Below are 17,241 nucleotides of genomic sequence, written 5' to 3' on the forward strand. Positions count from 1 at the left end.
CACGGCGTCCTGGTACAGACGCAGCCTGTGCAGGCCGCAGGCGATCAGCCCACGGCCTGCACCGCGTGTCAGGTCGCTGGTGTGGACGCTGCAGCCGGCGCCAGCCGCGCATACCAGTCGATGCGCCGGGTCAGCACCATCACCGCCGCCAACACGACGAACAAGGCCACGGCGCCGATGACCAGCGCGGTCTGCTCCAGCTGCAGCAGCAGGTACAGCGTGCCGTACAGCGCGGCGATGCCCAGCCCGAAGGGGATTCCGCGGCGCACGCTGCCCAGCATGTGGCTTGCGTAGAAGGCCAGCAGGGTGACGCACGCGGTGGCCGCGATGCCGTAGGCCAGACCAAACGGCAGGTGTTCGCCCAGGCTCACCAGCAGCAGGAAGAAGATGCACAGCGCGCTGCCCACCAGGAGGTATTGCACCGGGTGGACCCGCAGGTTTTTCATGAACTCGAACAGCCCGACTGCGACGAAGGTCAGGGCGACGAAGAGCAGGCCGTACTTGGTGGCGCGGTCGCTCAGCGTGTAGGGATTCACCGGGTCGATGAAGCTGACGCCGAAGGCGTCGGTGCAGCCTTTCTGGGCGGGGCTGTCTTCCGCCGCAGCCCCGAGGCAGACCGGCTTGCCGGCGGCGATGTCCTGCGGCGCGGTGGTGGCCAGCGCGGACAGGCGCCAGACCGCGTCGAAGCCCTGATCACCCACGGTGCGCTCGGTGGGCAGGAAGCGCCCGTCAAACGACGGGTGCGGCCAGCCGCTGGTGAAGCGCGCGGCAGTGGTGCCGGCCAGGGGCACCACCGAGAAGCGCTCGGTGCCCGCCAGTTCCAGCGCCACCTCGGCCGTGAAGGGCTCGCCGCTCTGGAGCGTCGCTTCGGGCAGCGTGGCGTGCACCCCGCGGGGGTAGGCGCGGTGCAGGGTGCCGGGCTTGAGCGCTCGGTCCTGAGCGTCCAGGCGCAGCCGGGCGGTGCGGATGCCGCGCGCGTCGCCCACCGCCACCATCAGCACGGGTGGGTCGCACTGCAGGCGCGAGTTCTTGACCGTGGCCTGGGGCTGCAGGCTGGCCAGGTCGGCCCAGCGGGCCGTCAGGTGGGCCTTCAGCGCGAAGGTGTTGACCTTGTGCAGCCCCCGGGCGCGCGGCTCCATGGCGGCGCCGGTGGTCACGTTCAGGTCGTCGGGCAGGGCCGTCAGAGCGAACTCGCGGCGCTGTTCGGTGCGAGTCTGGCTGGCGTCACTTCCCGTTGTCACGTCCCAGGTTTCGACGCAGCTTCGGTGGAGCAGTGGGCCGATCAGCGTCTGGCTGCCGGCCAGGCTCTGCGCCACGCTGCTGGTTGCCGCTTCACGGTGAACCTGGCGGTCTCGGACGATGCCGCCGATCAGGGCCAGGCCGAAGATGAGCATCAGCAGCACACCGCCGACCGCCATCATTTTGAGGAATACCGGGTGTTTCAAGAGAGCCTCCGTGATGAATGGAAGGCCAGTTTCCGGTCCGTGCGTGAGGGCTTGATGAACTGTGTGAAGCCGGTGTGAAGTCTCAGATCGCGAAGTTCAATTCAGCACGAAGCCCCGGCCCGGCCGCCGGGTCGAGGTTGACGATATTCAGGTTGCCGTGGTGCAGCGCCATGATCTGGCGCACGATGGCCAGGCCCAGGCCCGAGCCGGTGCGCTCGCCGTTGGGGCGCGGGGTTGAGAAGAAACGCTCGCCCAGGCGGGGCAGGGCATAGTCGGGCACGCCGGGGCCGGCGTCGGTCACGCTGATGCGCCCGCCCGCCAGGTCCACCCGCACGCTGCCGCCGACGGGCGAGAAGTCGATGGCGTTGTCCAGCAGGTTGCTGACGGCCAGCGCCACCAGCGCGGCCTCGAAAGGCCCGCTGCCACCGTCGCCCTGCAGGGTGATAGCGACGTTTTTCTGGCGGGCGCGGGCCTGCGCCTCGGCAATGGCCGCCTCGGCGCAGTCGCGCAGGGACGTCGGCGCATCCACCAGCAGGCTCTGGCGCTGCTCCAGCTTGCTGAGTTCCAGCAGGCGGTCGATCAGGCGCTGGATGCGCTGCACCTGCTGCTCGATCTGCCCGGCGAACACGGCGCGGTCCGCTTCCGGCAGGTCGTCCTGCAGCAGTTCGGCTGCGCCGCGGATCGCCGCCACCGGGCTCTTGAGCTCATGCGTCAGGGCGCGCACATAGCCTTCGATGTAGTCACGCCCTTCGAGGCGGGCGCGCATGGCCTCCATGGCCTGCGCCAGCTCGCCCAGCTCGCCCGGCACAAGGGGGACGTCCATCTTTTGGCCCGCCTGCACGTTCAGTGCGTAGCGGCGCAGCTTGCGGATGCTCCAGACCACCCACAGCGTGACGGCCACACCCACCCCGGCCGACAGCGCCAGCAGCAGCAGGCCGCCCAGCAGCACCTTGCGCTCCGCGCGGTCCACGAAGCGCTGCACGGTGCTCTGGGGCTTGGCCACCGTCAGCACGCCCAGGATGGCGCCGTCGCGCAGCACCGGCGCGGCCACGTACATGACCGAGGTGCGCTCGTCCGTCTGCACCGTGCGGGTCGCCCGCGCGCCGTATTCGCCGCGCAGCGTGCGGGCCACGTCGCGCCAGCCGGAATAGTCCTGCCCCTGCGCGGTGTTCTCCGAATCGAACAGCACCAGGCCCCGGGCATCGGTGACATAGACACGGAAGTCCAGCGACTGCTTGTCCAGCCCCCAGATCCGGGCATCGACCGGGCGGCTGGCGTAGTTGCGCACATGGGCGGCAAACCGGCCCTCGGTGAGGCGGCCGGCGGCCAGGTCGTCGCTGGCGAGTTCGGCCAGGATGTTGGCGGTGTCCACCATCATGTCTTCCATGACCTCGCGCACGCTGGGCCGGATCTCCACCACGAACACCCGCAGCACGAAGAACGCCGCCAGCCCGTTGAGCAGGAAGAAGACGAACAGGAGGCGGATGCCGAGCTTCATGGCTCAGATGGGATGCAGCTCAAGGCTGTAACCCATGCCCCGATGGGTGACGATGTATTCGCGCGCCGGGTCGACCTGCCGCAGCTTGGCGCGCAGCGTCTTGATGTGGGTGTCCACGGTGCGGTCGGTGCTGTCGCTGTCGTCGCCCCAGGCGGCCTCCAGCAGTTGCTCGCGCGAGTGGATGCGGCCGGGGCCGCGCAGCAGCGCGCCCAGCAGGCGGTATTCGCGCCGGGTCAGCGTCAGCGGCACGCCGTGCAGCAGGATGCGCTGGCCTGCAAGGTCCACCTCGAACCCACCCGGTGCGCTGTTGCTCAAGGCCGGCGCCATCGCGCTGCGCCGCAGCAGCGCCTTGACGCGCGCCACCAGCTCGCGCGGGCTGAAAGGCTTGCTCACATAGTCGTCGGCGCCCAGTTCCAGGCCCAGCACACGGTCGATCTCCTCGTTGCGGGCGCTCAGCATCAGGATGGGGGTCGGGCGCTGCGCGCGGACCTCGCGGCACAGGTCCAGCCCGCTGCCATCGGGCAGGCCCACGTCCAGCATCAGCAGGTCAAAGGTGCGGGCCTGCAGGGCGCGGCGGGCGTCGCCCAGCAGCAGGCAATGCAGCACGGTGAAGCCATCGCGCTCCAGCGCGTAAATGACGGTCCGGGCAATGGCCGGGTCGTCTTCCAGCAACAACAGCTTGGCCATGCTCGCCCCGGGGTATGGTCTCTCAGCGCCCCAGCACCGGGAACAGCTTGTGCAGCCCCTCGGCCATCACCTCGACGGCCAGCGCGGCCAGGATCAGGCCCATCAGGCGGGTCATGACGTTGATGCCGGTCTTGCCGAGCACGCGGGCAATCGGGCCGGCCAGTGCGAAACTCAGCGCGGTCGCCAGCGCGATCACCGCGCCGTAGCCCACCAGCGTGGCGAGTTGCCAGAAGGTCTTGGCCCGGTCGGCATAGATCACCACGGTGGACATGGTGGCCGGGCCGGTCAGCAGCGGAATGGTCAGCGGCACCACGGCGATGCTCGCGCCCATGGCGGCCTTGGCCACGCCGTCTTCCAGCTCGTGGCTGGCCGGCTTGGATTCAGCGGGCTGCGCGTTGAGCATGTTCAACGAGCTGATCAGCAGCAGCATGCCGCCGCCCACCTGAAAGCTCGCCAGCGAGATGCTGAAAAATTCGAGGATCTTCAGGCCCAGCAGGGCGCTGGTGGCGATCACGGCGAAGGCGCTGAAGGACGAGATCCAGATCGTCTTGATGCGCTGCTCGCGCGAGAAGCCCTGCGTGTAATGGATGAAGAACGGTACGATCGCCAGCGGATTGACGATGGCCAGCAGGGTGATGAGGGGCTTGAAGTCCATGGGCTATTGTGGCGCGCCAGGCGTCCTTCGCCGAAACATTCCCCAGCCCTCCATGTGCAGCACCTGCTCGCCGCGCTGGTTGAACATGGCCCACACCGTGCGCACAAGGCCCACGTCCAGGCGCTTCGTCATGGGCCGCGACTCGATCACCGTGTGCTGCAGGCGCAGCGTGTCACCGGGGAAGACGGGCTTGAGCCACTTGATGTTCTCCAGCCCCGGCGAGCCCTGGCTGGAGGATTCGAGCAGGAAGTTGGTCACCATCAGCCGCATCGCCATGGAACAAGTGTGCCAGCCGCTGGCGCACAGGCCGCCAAACACCGATTGCTTCGCGGCCTCTTCGTCGAGGTGAAAGGGCTGCGGATCGAACTGGGTGGCGAAGGCTACGATTTCTTCGGCGGTGGGCGTGATGGTGCCGAGGTCGCGCGTGGAGCCGACGGGCATGTCTTCCCAGTAGTACTTGATGGATTTTTCGGTCATGGGGTGCTCGGGCGGCGCGTGGGCCGCATGAAGACGTAGGAAAGGATCAGCGTCCGCCGGAGACGTCCAGCAGGCTCATGGTGGTGTAGCTTGCCGCATCCGAGAGCAGCCAGACGATCGCCTGCGCGACTTCAAGGGCCGTACCCCCGCGCTGCATCGGCACCAGATGTTGCAGGTCGCGCACCCGGTCGGGCAGGCCGCCCGAGGCGTGGATCTCGGTCTCGATCAGCCCCGGACGCACGGCGTTGACGCGAATGCCCTCGGCAGCCACCTCCTTGGCCAGGCCGATGGTGAAAGCGTCGATCGCGCCCTTGGCCGCGGCGTAGTCCAGGTACTGGCCCGGTGAGCCCAGGCGCGAGGCCGCGCTCGACACATTGACGATGGCTCCACCGGTGCCGCCGTGGCGGGGACTCATGCGCCGCACCGCCTCGCGGGCGCACAGCAGGCTGCCGATCACGTTGATGTCGAACATGCGGCGCCAGCGCGCCACACTCATTTCGTCCAGCCGCGCGGTCACGTCGACCACGCCGGCGTTGTTGACCAGGCCGGTGAGCCGGCCCAGCTTGGCGTCGAGGGTCTCGAACATGCGCAGTACCTGCGCCTCGTCGGCCACGTCGGCCTGCACCGTGATGGCATTGCCGCCAGTGGCGCGGATGGTGCGCACCACCTCGTCGGCGGCGAGCGAGTTGGCGGTGTAGTTCACCGCCACCGCCCAGCCGTCTTGCGCCGCCAGCCGCGCGGTGGCGGCGCCGATGCCACGGCTGGCGCCGGTCACCAAGAGCACCTTGTCCATGTCCTGTCTCCTGCAAAATATCGGCGACCCGGTTACAACACGGGTCCCGTGCCTGCCAAAACAACAACCGTTCGAGGAGAACGCCGTGAGCCGCTCTGTGGATTATTACTTTGCCCCGCAAAGCCCGTGGACCTACCTGGGCCACCAGCGCTTCTGCGACATCGCCCGCGCCAGCGGCGCCGCCGTGCGGGTGTTGCCGATCGATCTGGGCGGCAAGGTGTTTCCCATCTCGGGGGGCCTGCCCGTGGGCAAGCGTGCGCCCCAGCGCCAGGCCTACCGGCTGGTGGAATTGCAGCGCTACAGCGAGTTTCTACATGCGCCGCTGAACCTCAAGCCGAAATACTTCCCGGTCAACGGCGACGATGCGGCGCGCCTGATCGTCGCGGTGGACCTGCACGACGGTACCGAGGCCGCGCTGAAGATCACCGGTGCGATTCTGGCGGCGGTCTGGGCGCAGGAGCGCCACATCGACGACGAGAAGGTGCTGGCCGAGCTGCTGGCCGAGCAGGGCCTGAACCCCGCGCGGCTGGAGCAGTCGCACAGCCAGGCGGCGCACGAACGCTACGACGCCAACACCCAGCAAGCCATCGACGCCGGCGTGTTCGGCGCGCCCAGCTATGTGATCGACGGTGAGATCTTCTGGGGCCAGGACCGCCTGGGCTTTGTGGAGCGCAAGCTGGGTCGCGCCTGAACCGCGCCGTCGAGCCCTCCTTTTTTCATCCACCTCGCACACTTCAAGGAGCATCCCATGGGTTCTTTCACCACGCTCACGGCCGCAGACGGCTTTGCTTTTCCTGCCTACGTGGCCCAACCCGCCGGCGCGCCCAAAGGCGCGATCGTCGTGGTGCAGGAGATCTTTGGCGTCAACGCGCACATCCGCGCCGTGGCCGATGGCTATGCCGCCGCCGGCTACCTGGCCGTGGCGCCCGCCACCTTTGCCCGCATCGGCAAGGGCGATGTGCAACTGGGCTACGCCGAGGCCGACATGAACGAAGGCTTCGGCTACAAGACCGCGGTGGAAGCCTTGCCCGCGCCCGGCGTGATGGCCGACCTGCAGGCCGCCATCGACCATGCCGCCAAAACGAGCGGCGGCAAGGTCGGCATCGTCGGCTACTGCTGGGGCGGCTTGCTCACCTGGCGCGCCGCGTGCACGCTGTCGGGACTGAGCGCCGCGGCGCCCTATTACGGGGGTGGCATGACCGCCCCGGCCGAGGCGGCCCGCCAGCCGAAGGTGCCCGTGCTGGCGCACTTCGGCGACCAGGACGGCTGGATCCCGCTGGACACCGTGCAGGCCTTCGAGAAAGCACAGCCGGGCGTGCAGGTGAAGGTCTATGCGGCCAACCACGGATTCAACTGCGACCACCGGGCCTCGTACAACGCCGAAGCCGCGAAGTTGGCGCTGGAGCGCACGCTGGCCTTCTTTGCGCAACACGTCGGCTGAGGGGCGTCGGGTGGCGTGGCGATAGCCGCGCCGCACGGCACGTCGCCAGAAACGGCGGGTTTGATTTGTTGAAAGGCCGGATCATGCATTTCACTGAATTTTTTAAGCCTTTTTGGCGGTATCCCAGCGTCGGACGGTCGTTGGCAGCTATTTTTTTTGTAGCTTCCGGTGCGACGGCCATGGCCGCCGACTACACCGGCCCGCTGTTCGACGCGCACCTGCACTACAACGAGGAAGCCTGGAACGGCCGCTCCGGCCCGCATCCGCTGGCGGATGTGCTCTCGCGCATGCAGCGCAGCGGCGTCAAGGCCATCGTGGCCAACTCACGGCCCAACGACGGTACCCGTGCGCTGGCCGAGGCGCGTGCCGAGACCCGCGCCGCCGGCGTGACCGTCGTGCCCTTCATCCGCCTGTACCGCAACCGCGCCGACTACGACAGCTGGTTCCGCGACGAGACCATCTACGAAATGGTCCAGTCCGAGCTGGCACGCGGCACGCCCGCCGGGCCGTACCGCGGCATTGGTGAATTCCACCTCTACGACAGTGCCAACGCGAATGGCCCGGTCGCGAAAAAGCTGATGGCGCTGGCAGAGGAGAAACAACTGGTGGTGCTGGCCCATGTGGACGACACGGCGATCGACCTGCTGATGGCATCCACCCCCTCCAAAGGGCAGAAAGCGCGCCTGATCTGGGCCCATACCGGCATCGGCGGCGCGCCGGTGGAGCGGGTGGACGCGCTGCTGGCGAAATACCCGGGCCTGATGGGCGAGCTCTCCTACCGGCCGGGGCTGACCTGCGAAAGCGGCAAGCTCTGCCCCGAGTGGCGCGCGCTGATGCTCAAGTACCCGGGGCGCTTCATGGTCGGCTCCGACACCTGGGTCAACCAGCGCTGGATGTACTACGAAGACACCATGAAGGGCTATCGCACCTGGCTGGGCGACCTGCCGCCCGACGTGGCGAAGAAGGTGGCCTGGGACAACGGCGCGGGGCTGTTCGGGGTGAAATGAGCGGCCCGTCGCGGCTTTTCTCGAGAGATCAACCTTCATCAACCATGCTTCACCTCCACTACTACCCCAGCACGGCCAGCATGGTGCCGCACATCGTGCTCGAAGAACTCGCAGTGCCTTACCAGCGCGTGCTGGTGGACCGGGCGGTCAATGCGCACAAGTCGCCGGAGTACCTGAAGCTCAACCCCAACGGCCTGATCGCGGTGCTGGTGCAGGACGGCATGGCGGGCGGGGCGGGCGCGCCGCTGGTGCTGTATGAGACGGCAGCCATCGTGCTGCACCTGTGCGACACGCACCTTGGGGCAGGGCTGGCGCCGCCGGTGGGCAGCGCAGAGCGGGCGCATTTCTACAAATGGCTGATGTGGCTGACCAACACGCTGCAGGCCACGCTGATCGTCTATTTCTACCCGGAGCGCTGGGTCGCGCAGGGAAACGCGGCCGGTGCGGCCGAGGTCAAGGCGGCGGCCGAAGCGAAGATCGCCGGCCTGCTGGACCAGCTCGATGGCGAACTGGCCCGCCACGGCCAGGTCTGGTTCATGGGCGCCGCCTACAGCGCGCTGGACCCGTACGTCTTCACCTTGTGCCGCTGGACGCGCAACTTCGCCTCGGTGCCGGCGCGTGGGCGGGCGCACCTGGGCCCATACCTTCAGCGCATGCTGGCCCGCCCGGCGGTGCAACGCGTGCTGGCGGCCGAGCAGCTGGCGCCGCCCTTCGTCTGACCGTTGCGCGCGGCGGCCGGATCACGCATTACGCCAGCGCGTCTCCAGGAACGCCAGCAGGGCCTTGAGTGCGGCGCTGTTGTGGCGCCGCTGCACGTAGGCGGCGTACAGCCACACGTCGCGCGGCGAGAAGTCCTGCAGCACCGGCTGCAGCGCGCCGCTGTCGATGTGCGGCTGCAGCAGCAGGCGCGGCAGCCAGACCATGCCCAGCCCCTGCAGCGCCACGCTGACCAGCGGCGCGGCATCGCTGGCATCCATGCGGCTGCTCACGGGCACTGACAGGGGTTCGCCGCCCACTTCAAAACGCCATTCGGGATTCGGGCCGAGCACGGAATAGGTCAACGCGTAGTGGCCGGCCAGATCGTCGGGGTGGCCGGGCAGGCCGCGTTCGGCCCAATACCCGGGTGACGCCGCCACCACGAAGGGCACGGCCTGCAGTTTTCGCACGATCAGGTTGTCGTCGCCGATGCGGCCCACGCGCAGCGCGATGTCGATGCCTTCGTCGACCATGTCGGTGACCCGGTTGTCCAGGTGCAGGCTCAGGGTGACCGCCGGGTATTCGCGCATGAACTCGCCCAGCAGCCCCGGCAGCCCGGTCTGAGCCAGGCCGTGCGGGGCGGTCAGCCGCAGGCGCCCGCTGGGCACCAGGGCGCGGCCTTGCAGCTCGGCGCGGGTGAGGTCGATCATTTCCATCAGCGGCGTGCTGCGCTCCAGCAGCAGGCTGCCGGCGTCGGTCAGGCTCACGTTGCGGGTGGTGCGGTTGAGCAGACGCACGCCCACGCGGGTTTCCAGCTCGGCCACGTATTTGCTGACGTTGGGCCGGGACAGGTCCAGCGTGCGCGCCGCCGCCGAGAAACTGCCGCGTTGCGCGACTTCACGGAAAGTTCGTATCAGTTCAAGGGTGTCCATTGTTTCCGTTGCGGCAACGCTGTGGTGCGTTTGTGACCTGTTTTAAAGGGCCCGGCCGGACCGATCTGCTTCTCACAGGCAAGCAGCCCTGCAAGCCTGAGAGGGAAAGGCACCGGCGCCTTTCACAGATAGAGCCTGTTTTTACTTTTGAAAGAAACCATCATGAAATCATCCAAGTTTTTCGCTGTTGCCGTCCTGACCGCCCTTGCAGCTTTCGCTTCCATGGCGCAGGCCGATGAGGCCGACGGTTCCCAGTTTGCCGCGCAGGTCACCAGCCAGCGCACCCGCGCCGAAGTGCAGGCCGAAGCGTCGACAGTGTCATCCACCCGCAATTTCCATCCGGCGGGCTCTGATGTCTTGCCGCCGATGGCCTCGACAGTGGACCGTTCCACGGTTCACGCCCAAGCTGTCGAGCGCGCTCGCTCGGGGGATGCACACCGCGGCGAAGCCACAATGATGTGATCCTTCACGGGTCATGCGTGACAAAAAAGCCCGGCGCCGCCGGGCTTTTTTGTGGGTGCCTTCCGCTTTCAGCGCCCGGTGCGCGCCAGGTAACGCTTGCGCCAGAACAGCAGGCCCATCGTCGCGGCGATGCAGACCATGGCGCCGAGCGTCCACCACAGTCCATTGCTGCTGTGGATGAAGGGGAAGGTCTCGAAGTTCATGCCGAAGAAGCCGGTGATCAGGTTCAGGGGCAGGAAGATCGCAGTGAGCGCGGTAAGGGTGCGCATGATGTTGTTGGTGCGGTTGCCCTGTGCCGAGAAGTGCATCTGCACGGCGGTCTCAGCGTTGTGTTCCAGCCGGGTTACGTGGCGTACCACGCGTTCAATGTGCTCCAGCACGTCGCGGCTGCGCACCATCAGCAGTTCGTGCTCGTGCCGCGCATCGGCGTTGTCGGGCACGGGCCAGCCCTTGACGGCTTCGGTCCAGTCCAGCACGGCGGTGCGTTGGTCCTCGCAGATGTCGTCGAGCTGGTGCAGCGCCATGCGGGCCTCAAGAAGGGCCGACCAGTTGGAGAAGCGCGTGCGAGGGTCCAGCAGTTCGGCCTGCCAGTGGTCGAGCTGGCGCGACAGGTCGCGACGCAGCGCCAGGTAGCCGTCGACGATCTGGTTGACGATGCGCAGCATCAGGTCCGACGGGCTGGCGGGAAGCCGGGCGCCGCCCAGACGGGGGTCGACGTTGGCGGCCCGCGTCTCGGCCGAGGCGCTGGCCGCCGCGAGCAGTCGCGTGGCGTAGGCATCGCGCGCGGCGCAGTCGGGTGGGTGCACCGTCAGCAGCACCTGGTCGAATACGGCGAAACCGATCGGGCTGGTGTCAATGCGCCGCAGCACCGGCGGACCGCCGCGCCTGCGGGGCACCAGCGGGGGCTCGCCGGTCGGAGCCGGCGCGGGCGCTGGTTCTCCGTCGCTGCTGCTCAGCCGGCGGAAGACCAGCAGGTCGTACATCGAGGTGTAGTCGAAACGTGAGGGCAGCTGCTGGTTCAGCAGATCGGAGATGTGCAGATCGACCAGCGTGGTTCCGGTCAGGGCCTGCAGCGTGGCCTGGACCTCTTCCCGCAGCGTCTCGAATTCAGTGCGCGCGCAGGCGATCCAGACATAGCCCTGATCCGGCGTCTGCGTGGGCAGCGTGGCGGATTCCGTCACACCGGAAGGGCTGATGCTGAAAATGCGCATGGGGTGCCCTGTGGGGTCGCCTGAAAGCCGGTCAGCCCGGAATTTCAACAAAAATGGCCAGTTCCCAGCGTGGAATGGTCATTTTTAGCTATTGTTCTTGATGTGCCGGGCGGCGTCGCGGGCGAAGTAGGTCAGCACGCCGTCAGCGCCGGCGCGCTTGAAGGCGAGCAAGCTTTCCATCATCACGAGGTCGTGGTCCAGCCAGCCGTTCTGCGCGGCGGCCTTCAGCATGGCGTACTCGCCGCTGACCTGGTAGGCGAAGGTGGGCACGCGGAACTCGTCCTTCACGCGGCGCACGATGTCCAGATAGGGCATGCCGGGCTTGACCATCACCATGTCGGCGCCCTCGGCGATGTCCATGGCCACCTCGCGCAGCGCCTCGTCGCTGTTGCCGGGGTCCATCTGGTAGACCTTCTTGTTGCTCTTGCCCAGGTTGCCCGCCGAGCCCACGGCGTCGCGGAACGGCCCGTAGAAGGCGCTGGCGTACTTGGCGCTGTAGGCCATGATGCGGGTGTGGATCAGGCCGGCGGCTTCCAGCGCCTGGCGGATGGCGCCGATGCGCCCATCCATCATGTCGCTGGGCGCGACCATGTCCACGCCGGCTTCGGCCTGTGTGAGTGCCTGCTTCACCAGCACCTCGACGGTTTCGTCGTTCAGGATGTAGCCGGTGTCATCGAGCAAGCCGTCCTGGCCGTGGCTGGTGAAAGGGTCCAGCGCCACGTCGGTCATCACGCCCAGGCCGGGAAATTCTTTCTTCAGCGCCCGCACCACCGTGGGCACCAGGCCGTCGGGATTGGCGGCCTCGCTGCCGACCGGGTCTTTCAGCGAGGCGCTGATCACCGGAAACAGCGCCATCACCGGGATGCCGAGCTTGACGCAGTCTTCGGCCACCGGCAGCAGCAGGTCCAGGCTCAGGCGCTCCACGCCGGGCATCGAGGCCACGGCCTCGCGGCGGTTGCCGCCCTCCAGCACGAACACCGGGTAGATCAGGTCGTTGACGCTGACCGCATGCTCGCGCACCAGGTTGCGGGTGAATTCGTCGCGGCGCAGGCGGCGGGGGCGGCCTTGGGGGTAGGGGGCGTGCAGGGTCATGCGGAAAATTGTGCCTGATTTCGCTGCAGCGCCGGCGATTTCCGCCGCGGGGCTGCCCGGCCGGGGGTGCGCGGGGCCGGTCTGGCGCACCAGTGACAGGACTTGTTCCGGGTTTTCCCTAGGTGTTGGTTGGGGATCGGAAAATTCCGAGACAAGTCCTTGAACCGGCTGTCGCAATTTGATACATTCCCCTCGGGCGGTTCGCCGTCCCCCGCTTTTCCTCCCTGAGCGGGGCCTTGATGTGTGACAGCAAAAAGGCTTACCACCCCAGCCACGTGCTGGGGTTTTTTTTGCCCTGCGTCGGGCAGACTCGCCTGGGGGCTGCGTCAGCGCCGCCGGTGCGTCCGCAGGCGCGAGAGCACCCATGGGGGCTACACTTTGGCGATGCTCTGGATCAAAGCCCTTCACATCGTCTTCGTCGCCAGCTGGTTCGCCGGCCTGTTCTACCTGCCGCGCATCTTCGTGAACCTGGCCATGGTGGCGCCGGAGTCGGTGGCGGAGCACGAGCGGCTGCTGCTCATGGCCCGCAAGCTGATGCGCTTCACCACGCTGCTGGCCGTGCCCGCCTTGGGGCTGGGCCTGTGGCTGTGGATCGGTTATGGCATCGGCTGGGGGCCGGGCAATGGCTGGATGCACGCCAAGCTGTTCGTGGTGCTGCTGGTGCTGGGCTACCACCATGCCTGCGGCCGTCTGCTGCGCAAATTCACCACCTACGGCAACCAGCACGGCCACGTCTGGTACCGCTGGTTCAACGAGGCGCCGGTGCTGATGCTGCTGGCGGCCGTCGTGCTGGTGGTGGTCAAGCCCTTCTGAGGCCGGTCCGGCGGCGATGCACAAGACCGCAGCCTGGCCCCTGGCGCTGATCTACGCGGCGCTGGTCATCTATGCCAGCCTGTACCCGTTCGACGGCTGGCGCCCTGTTGGCATCGCGCCCTGGACCTTCCTCGCAGCGCCCGTGCCTCGCTACTGGACCGGCTTTGACGTCGCCGCCAATCTGCTCGGCTACGGGCCGCTGGGCTTCCTGCTGGCACTGAGTGCCCTGCGCACCAGCCCGCGCCTGCCCGCTGTGCTGCTGGCCGCGCTGGGCGGCGGCCTGCTGTCGCTGGTCATGGAGTCCCTGCAAACCTACCTGCCGATGCGCGTGGCCTCCAACGTGGACCTCTTGCTGAACCTCGCCGGCGCCTGGCTGGGCGCGCTGATGGCCTTCGCGCTGGAAAAGGCGGGCGCCATCGCGCGCTGGAGCCGCTTTCGGGAGCGCTGGTTTGCCGCCCATTCACGCGGCGCGCTGGTGCTGCTGGCCCTGTGGCCGGTGGCACTGCTGTTTCCGGCCTCGGTGCCGCTGGGACTGGGGCAGGTGCTGGAGCGGGCCGAGGACGCACTGGCCGCCTGGCTGGCTGAAACGCCTTTCCTGCAATGGGTGCCGGTGCGCGATTTCGAGCTGGAGCCGTTGTTGCCCGGCGCGGAACTGCTGTGCGTGATGCTGGGTGCGCTGATTCCGTGCCTGCTGGCGTACTCCATCGCCCGCTCGGCCGGCCGGCGCGTGGCGCTGGCGGTGTCCGCCATCGGTGTCGGGGTGGGCGTCTCGGCGCTTTCGGCCGCGCTGAGCTATGGGCCGTCCCACGCCTGGGCGTGGCTGACCCTGCCGGTGCAGTTCGGCCTCGGAACCGCGTTGGTGGTGGCGCTGCTGCTGGTGGCCGTGCCCCGTCGGGCCTGCGCCGCGTTGACGCTGCTGGCCCTGGTGCTGCACCTGAGCCTGCTGAACAACGCGCCAATCGGCGCCTATTTCGCGCAAACCCTGCAGGTATGGGAGCAGGGCCGCTTCATCCGTTTCCATGGGCTGGCGCAGTGGTTGGGCTGGCTCTGGCCCTACGCGGCGCTGGTCTATGTGCTGCTGCGGCTGTCGGGGCGGGATGCGGAAAACTAGAATCCCCCCATGAGCGATACCCCCTCTTCTTATTACCAGCGCCACATCTTCTTCTGCCTGAACCAGCGCAGCAACGGCGAAGCCTGCTGCGCCACGCACAATGCGCAGGCGGGGTTCGACCGCTGCAAGGCCCAGGTCAAGGCGGCCGGGCTGGCCGGGCCGGGCGCGGTGCGGGTGAACAAGGCCGGCTGCCTGGACCGCTGCGCCGCCGGGCCCGTGGCCGTGGTGTACCCCGAGGCCGTCTGGTACACCTATGTCGACCTGAGCGACATCGACGAGATCGTCGAATCGCACCTGAAGAACGGCCAGGTGGTCGAGCGTCTGCTCACCCCGGCGCATCTGGGGCGTTGAAAAACCGGGTTTTTCAATAGTTTTCAGCTTTTTTGGCACCAACCCAGCGTCGCCGGGTCATTGTCAGCTATCAATTCAATACCGATTCGTGAACATCCAGACCCAGCGACTGCGCCTGAACGGTCCTGCCGGCGCTATCGAGGCCCTGCGCGACGAGCCGCTGCACGCCCCGCAAGGCGCGTCGGTTCGCGGCGTGGCCGTCATCGCTCATCCCCACCCGCTGTATGGCGGCACCATGAACAACAAAGTCGTCCAGACGCTGGCACGGGCCTTCGTGCAATGCGGCTTTGCGGCGGTGCGCTTCAACTTCCGGGGTGTGGGCGCCAGCCAAGGCGTACACGGCCACGGTGTGGGCGAGGCAGCCGACTTGCTGGCCGTGGTGGACCAGGTGGCGCCGGCCGGCGTGCCGCTGGCGCTGGGCGGGTTTTCATTCGGCGCGTTCACCACCTGCCAGGCGGTGGCGTCGCTGTGGCCGCAGCGCCCGCTGGAAAAGATCGTGCTGGTCGGCACCGCGGCGTCGCGCTTTGACGTAGCACCCCTGCCACCCGAGGCCCATGATCGCACCTTGGTGGTGCACGGCGAGCAAGACGACACCGTGCCGCTGGCCGCGGTGATGGACTGGGCGCGGCCGCAGATGCTGCCCGTCACAGTCATCCCCGGGGTGGAGCACTTCTTTCACGGACAATTGACGCTTTTGAAGCACCTGGTGGTCCGCCACCTGCACACCTGAAGCCACCTGGCCGGATGTTGTCCGCGCTGCGGCGCCGGTGATCCGCCCCATTCCCCTGTTCTGATTGCCCTTGCCCCATGAAAAAAATCCTCAATGCCCTGCGCCGCCTGGTGGCCGTGCCCCTGTGTCTGGCCGCATTCGCCGCTACCGCCCAGGCGCCGCAGCCGCCTGAAATCGCCGCGCGCGCCTATCTGTTGCTGGACGTCACGGCCAACCAGATCCTGGCGGCCAAGGACATCGACAGCCCGGTGGAGCCCGCCTCGCTGACCAAGCTGATGACCGCCTACCTGGTGTTCGACGCGCTGAAGTCCAGGAAGATCGACCTCAAGCAGACCCTGCCTGTCAGCGAGCGCGCCTGGAAAATGCCCGGCTCGCGCATGTTCATCGACCCCAAGATGCAGGTGCCGGTGGAAGACCTGGTCAAAGGCATGATCGTGCAGTCCGGCAACGACGCCACGGTGGCACTGGCGGAGGGCGTGGGCGGCAGCGTCGAGCGCTTCGTGCAGCTCATGAACACCCAGGCCAAGGCGCTGGGCCTGAACGCCACCACCTTCAAGAACCCCGAGGGTCTGACCGAAGCCGGCCACACCACCACCGCGCGCGACCTGAGCGTGCTGGCGACCCGGCTGATGCGCGACTTTCCCGAGTACGTGGGCTACTACGCGGTCAAGAAATACCGCTACCCCGGCACACCGGCCGCCAATGACAACAACCGGAACAGCCTGCTGTTCCGTGACCCGACAGTGGACGGCCTGAAAACCGGCCATACCGAGGCCGCCGGCTATTGCCTTGTGGCCACCGCCAAGCGCGACTTCCCGAATGTAGGTAGCCGTCGTCTGCTGTCGGTGGTGCTGGGTGCGGCCAGCGAAAACGCGCGCGCCAACGAATCCCAGAAGCTGCTGAACTGGGGCTATACCGCGTTCGAGGCGGTCAAGCTGTTCGACGCCGGCCAAGCCGTGGCCACGCCGCCGGTCTGGAAGGGCAAATCGCCCACGCTGGCGATCGGCCGGCCCGAAGCCATCGTCGTGGCGGTGCCCGCCGGCAGCGCGGCCCAGGTCAAGACCCAGGTGCAACGCCCCGACCCCCTGGTGGCGCCGTTCACCAAGGGGCAGGCCGTGGGCACGCTGAAAGTCGCCTTGGCCGGCCAGCCGTTGCTGGACGTGCCGCTGGTCGCGCTTGAGGGCGTCGAGCAGGCCGGCGTGCTGGGTCGCGCCTGGGATGCGGTGCGGTTGTGGATCAAATAAGCCCGTGAGTAGCAACTCCGCGCCGGGCTTGGCTCGGCGGCCGGTGGATTGATATTTCTCAATCGAGAAAATAACCTTTGCACAGCCCGAACGGCTGTGATAACCTCGCCATCCCGACCCGTAAAAATCTGTAATAAGTTGCACGTTTGTAGGTGGGTCTGTATTTTTTTGTCACGACGCTGTAACCGCTGGTTTGCAGAATCGGGGCGGGTTGAACACTGAAAGGGAACGTCATGGCGCGCATCACAACAACACAACGTCCGGTCAACAAGAAAATCAGCCAGGTGCTGGCATCACTGCTGGTCGGGGCGGGATTTGTGATGACGTTGCCAGTCGGCTTGCCGACAGCGGTGCCGGTGGTGGCCTCGCTGGCGGTGGGGGCGGGCTTGATGGTGGCGGCGCCGGAGGTGCAGGCGCAGGTAGTTGGATCGATCGCTGGTTTTCAGGTGACTTCGATCGTTGCAACTGCGCTGTCGGGGACGTTTGTGGCGGTGACTGCGTCCGATGCGTCGATCAGTGACATGACGGCGTCGATGGTCAGCACAAGTCAGCTCACTGCAACTACTGCTAGTGTTCAGAACCTGACGGCCACTTCG

Annotated in this window: 20 protein-coding genes; 11 read left to right on the forward strand and 9 right to left on the reverse strand. The window is 67.3% G+C overall.

The window, feature by feature from the left end; translation table 11 throughout:
* Positions 1–68: 68 nt before the first annotated feature.
* The 6 genes from creD to ACMUOY_RS09020 form a co-directional block, all read right to left on the reverse strand.
* Positions 69–1,445 carry a cell envelope integrity protein CreD gene (creD, locus tag ACMUOY_RS08995; protein ID WP_413892371.1) on the reverse strand — a complete coding sequence of 459 codons (1,377 nt, stop codon included), beginning with the start codon at positions 1,443–1,445 and terminating at the stop codon, positions 69–71.
* An 82-nt stretch (positions 1,446–1,527) separates the two neighbouring features.
* Entirely contained in the window at positions 1,528–2,943 is a 1,416-nt protein-coding gene (gene creC, locus ACMUOY_RS09000) for a sensor histidine kinase (protein WP_413892372.1), read from the reverse strand.
* Positions 2,944–2,946: 3 nt separating this feature from the next.
* Positions 2,947–3,630, reverse strand: a complete 684-nt coding sequence (gene creB / locus ACMUOY_RS09005) for a two-component system response regulator CreB (RefSeq protein ID WP_413892373.1) — start codon at positions 3,628–3,630, stop codon at positions 2,947–2,949.
* 22 nt (positions 3,631–3,652) lie between these two features.
* Positions 3,653–4,285 carry a MarC family protein gene (locus ACMUOY_RS09010; protein ID WP_413892374.1) on the reverse strand — a complete coding sequence of 211 codons (633 nt, stop codon included), beginning with the start codon at positions 4,283–4,285 and terminating at the stop codon, positions 3,653–3,655.
* Positions 4,286–4,288: 3 nt separating this feature from the next.
* Positions 4,289–4,762: a MaoC family dehydratase gene (locus ACMUOY_RS09015; protein WP_413892375.1), complete on the reverse strand. Its 474-nt coding sequence runs from the start codon at positions 4,760–4,762 to the stop codon at positions 4,289–4,291.
* A gap of 46 nt (positions 4,763–4,808) precedes the next feature.
* Positions 4,809–5,555: an SDR family oxidoreductase gene (locus tag ACMUOY_RS09020; protein WP_413892376.1), complete on the reverse strand. Its 747-nt coding sequence runs from the start codon at positions 5,553–5,555 to the stop codon at positions 4,809–4,811.
* Positions 5,556–5,640: 85 nt separating this feature from the next.
* On the opposite strand from ACMUOY_RS09020, the gene ACMUOY_RS09025 reads away from it, so the two are divergent.
* From ACMUOY_RS09025 to ACMUOY_RS09040, 4 genes are all read left to right on the forward strand, one after another.
* Positions 5,641–6,246 (forward strand): 2-hydroxychromene-2-carboxylate isomerase, encoded by a 606-nt coding sequence (locus tag ACMUOY_RS09025; RefSeq protein ID WP_413892377.1) that lies wholly within the window; start codon positions 5,641–5,643, stop codon positions 6,244–6,246.
* Positions 6,247–6,303: 57 nt separating this feature from the next.
* Positions 6,304–6,996 carry a dienelactone hydrolase family protein gene (locus tag ACMUOY_RS09030; RefSeq protein ID WP_413892378.1) on the forward strand — a complete coding sequence of 231 codons (693 nt, stop codon included), beginning with the start codon at positions 6,304–6,306 and terminating at the stop codon, positions 6,994–6,996.
* A gap of 179 nt (positions 6,997–7,175) precedes the next feature.
* Entirely contained in the window at positions 7,176–8,003 is an 828-nt protein-coding gene (locus tag ACMUOY_RS09035; protein ID WP_413892379.1) for an amidohydrolase, read from the forward strand.
* A gap of 44 nt (positions 8,004–8,047) precedes the next feature.
* Positions 8,048–8,722, forward strand: coding sequence for a glutathione S-transferase family protein (locus tag ACMUOY_RS09040; protein WP_413892380.1), 675 nt, complete (start codon positions 8,048–8,050; stop codon positions 8,720–8,722).
* A gap of 21 nt (positions 8,723–8,743) precedes the next feature.
* Here ACMUOY_RS09040 and ACMUOY_RS09045 read toward each other — a convergent pair whose 3' ends face one another.
* Positions 8,744–9,631: a LysR family transcriptional regulator gene (locus ACMUOY_RS09045; RefSeq protein WP_413892381.1), complete on the reverse strand. Its 888-nt coding sequence runs from the start codon at positions 9,629–9,631 to the stop codon at positions 8,744–8,746.
* 147 nt (positions 9,632–9,778) lie between these two features.
* Between ACMUOY_RS09045 and ACMUOY_RS09050 the strand changes: the two genes are divergently transcribed.
* Positions 9,779–10,093 (forward strand): DUF4148 domain-containing protein, encoded by a 315-nt coding sequence (locus ACMUOY_RS09050; RefSeq protein ID WP_413892382.1) that lies wholly within the window; start codon positions 9,779–9,781, stop codon positions 10,091–10,093.
* Between the two features lie 68 nt (positions 10,094–10,161).
* Here ACMUOY_RS09050 and ACMUOY_RS09055 read toward each other — a convergent pair whose 3' ends face one another.
* Together ACMUOY_RS09055 and hemB are read right to left on the reverse strand one after the other, a co-directional pair.
* Entirely contained in the window at positions 10,162–11,304 is a 1,143-nt protein-coding gene (locus ACMUOY_RS09055; protein WP_413892383.1) for a magnesium transporter CorA family protein, read from the reverse strand.
* A gap of 84 nt (positions 11,305–11,388) precedes the next feature.
* Entirely contained in the window at positions 11,389–12,396 is a 1,008-nt protein-coding gene (hemB, locus tag ACMUOY_RS09060) for a porphobilinogen synthase (RefSeq protein WP_413892384.1), read from the reverse strand.
* Between the two features lie 384 nt (positions 12,397–12,780).
* On the opposite strand from hemB, the gene ACMUOY_RS09065 reads away from it, so the two are divergent.
* The 6 genes from ACMUOY_RS09065 to ACMUOY_RS09090 form a co-directional block, all read left to right on the forward strand.
* The gene (locus ACMUOY_RS09065) at positions 12,781–13,209 is read left to right on the forward strand and encodes a CopD family protein (RefSeq protein ID WP_413892385.1); all 429 of its coding nucleotides are present in this window, start codon (positions 12,781–12,783) and stop codon (positions 13,207–13,209) included.
* A 16-nt stretch (positions 13,210–13,225) separates the two neighbouring features.
* Positions 13,226–14,320 carry a VanZ family protein gene (locus tag ACMUOY_RS09070; protein ID WP_413892386.1) on the forward strand — a complete coding sequence of 365 codons (1,095 nt, stop codon included), beginning with the start codon at positions 13,226–13,228 and terminating at the stop codon, positions 14,318–14,320.
* A gap of 9 nt (positions 14,321–14,329) precedes the next feature.
* Positions 14,330–14,671, forward strand: a complete 342-nt coding sequence (locus ACMUOY_RS09075) for a (2Fe-2S) ferredoxin domain-containing protein (RefSeq protein ID WP_413892387.1) — start codon at positions 14,330–14,332, stop codon at positions 14,669–14,671.
* Positions 14,672–14,759: 88 nt separating this feature from the next.
* On the forward strand, positions 14,760–15,401 hold the full coding sequence (locus ACMUOY_RS09080) for an alpha/beta hydrolase (RefSeq protein ID WP_413892388.1): 642 nt from the start codon (positions 14,760–14,762) through the stop codon (positions 15,399–15,401).
* A 77-nt stretch (positions 15,402–15,478) separates the two neighbouring features.
* Positions 15,479–16,645, forward strand: a complete 1,167-nt coding sequence (locus ACMUOY_RS09085) for a D-alanyl-D-alanine carboxypeptidase family protein (RefSeq protein WP_413892389.1) — start codon at positions 15,479–15,481, stop codon at positions 16,643–16,645.
* A 233-nt stretch (positions 16,646–16,878) separates the two neighbouring features.
* Positions 16,879–17,241: hypothetical protein (locus ACMUOY_RS09090; RefSeq protein ID WP_413892390.1), on the forward strand; the 363-nt coding region annotated here is incomplete at its 3' end.

Origin of the sequence: Candidatus Skiveiella danica, from assembly GCF_022705245.1 — a bacterium.
In the GTDB taxonomy this organism is placed as follows: Bacteria; Pseudomonadota; Gammaproteobacteria; order Burkholderiales; family Burkholderiaceae_C; genus Skiveiella; species Skiveiella danica.

Bases quoted from the DNA above. Each gene is read 5' to 3' on its own strand.
- creC (WP_413892372.1), bottom strand. From the start codon at position 2,943: ATGAAGCTCGGCATCCGCCTCCTGTTCGTCTTCTTCCTGCTCAACGGG.
- creB (WP_413892373.1), bottom strand. From the start codon at position 3,630: ATGGCCAAGCTGTTGTTGCTGGAAGACGACCCGGCCATTGCCCGGACC.
- ACMUOY_RS09010 (WP_413892374.1), bottom strand. From the start codon at position 4,285: ATGGACTTCAAGCCCCTCATCACCCTGCTGGCCATCGTCAATCCGCTG.
- ACMUOY_RS09015 (WP_413892375.1), bottom strand. From the start codon at position 4,762: ATGACCGAAAAATCCATCAAGTACTACTGGGAAGACATGCCCGTCGGC.
- ACMUOY_RS09020 (WP_413892376.1), bottom strand. From the start codon at position 5,555: ATGGACAAGGTGCTCTTGGTGACCGGCGCCAGCCGTGGCATCGGCGCC.
- ACMUOY_RS09030 (WP_413892378.1), top strand. From the start codon at position 6,304: ATGGGTTCTTTCACCACGCTCACGGCCGCAGACGGCTTTGCTTTTCCT.
- ACMUOY_RS09035 (WP_413892379.1), top strand. From the start codon at position 7,176: ATGGCCGCCGACTACACCGGCCCGCTGTTCGACGCGCACCTGCACTAC.
- ACMUOY_RS09040 (WP_413892380.1), top strand. From the start codon at position 8,048: ATGCTTCACCTCCACTACTACCCCAGCACGGCCAGCATGGTGCCGCAC.
- ACMUOY_RS09045 (WP_413892381.1), bottom strand. From the start codon at position 9,631: ATGGACACCCTTGAACTGATACGAACTTTCCGTGAAGTCGCGCAACGC.
- ACMUOY_RS09055 (WP_413892383.1), bottom strand. From the start codon at position 11,304: ATGCGCATTTTCAGCATCAGCCCTTCCGGTGTGACGGAATCCGCCACG.
- hemB (WP_413892384.1), bottom strand. From the start codon at position 12,396: ATGACCCTGCACGCCCCCTACCCCCAAGGCCGCCCCCGCCGCCTGCGC.
- ACMUOY_RS09065 (WP_413892385.1), top strand. From the start codon at position 12,781: ATGCTCTGGATCAAAGCCCTTCACATCGTCTTCGTCGCCAGCTGGTTC.
- ACMUOY_RS09070 (WP_413892386.1), top strand. From the start codon at position 13,226: ATGCACAAGACCGCAGCCTGGCCCCTGGCGCTGATCTACGCGGCGCTG.
- ACMUOY_RS09075 (WP_413892387.1), top strand. From the start codon at position 14,330: ATGAGCGATACCCCCTCTTCTTATTACCAGCGCCACATCTTCTTCTGC.
- ACMUOY_RS09085 (WP_413892389.1), top strand. From the start codon at position 15,479: ATGAAAAAAATCCTCAATGCCCTGCGCCGCCTGGTGGCCGTGCCCCTG.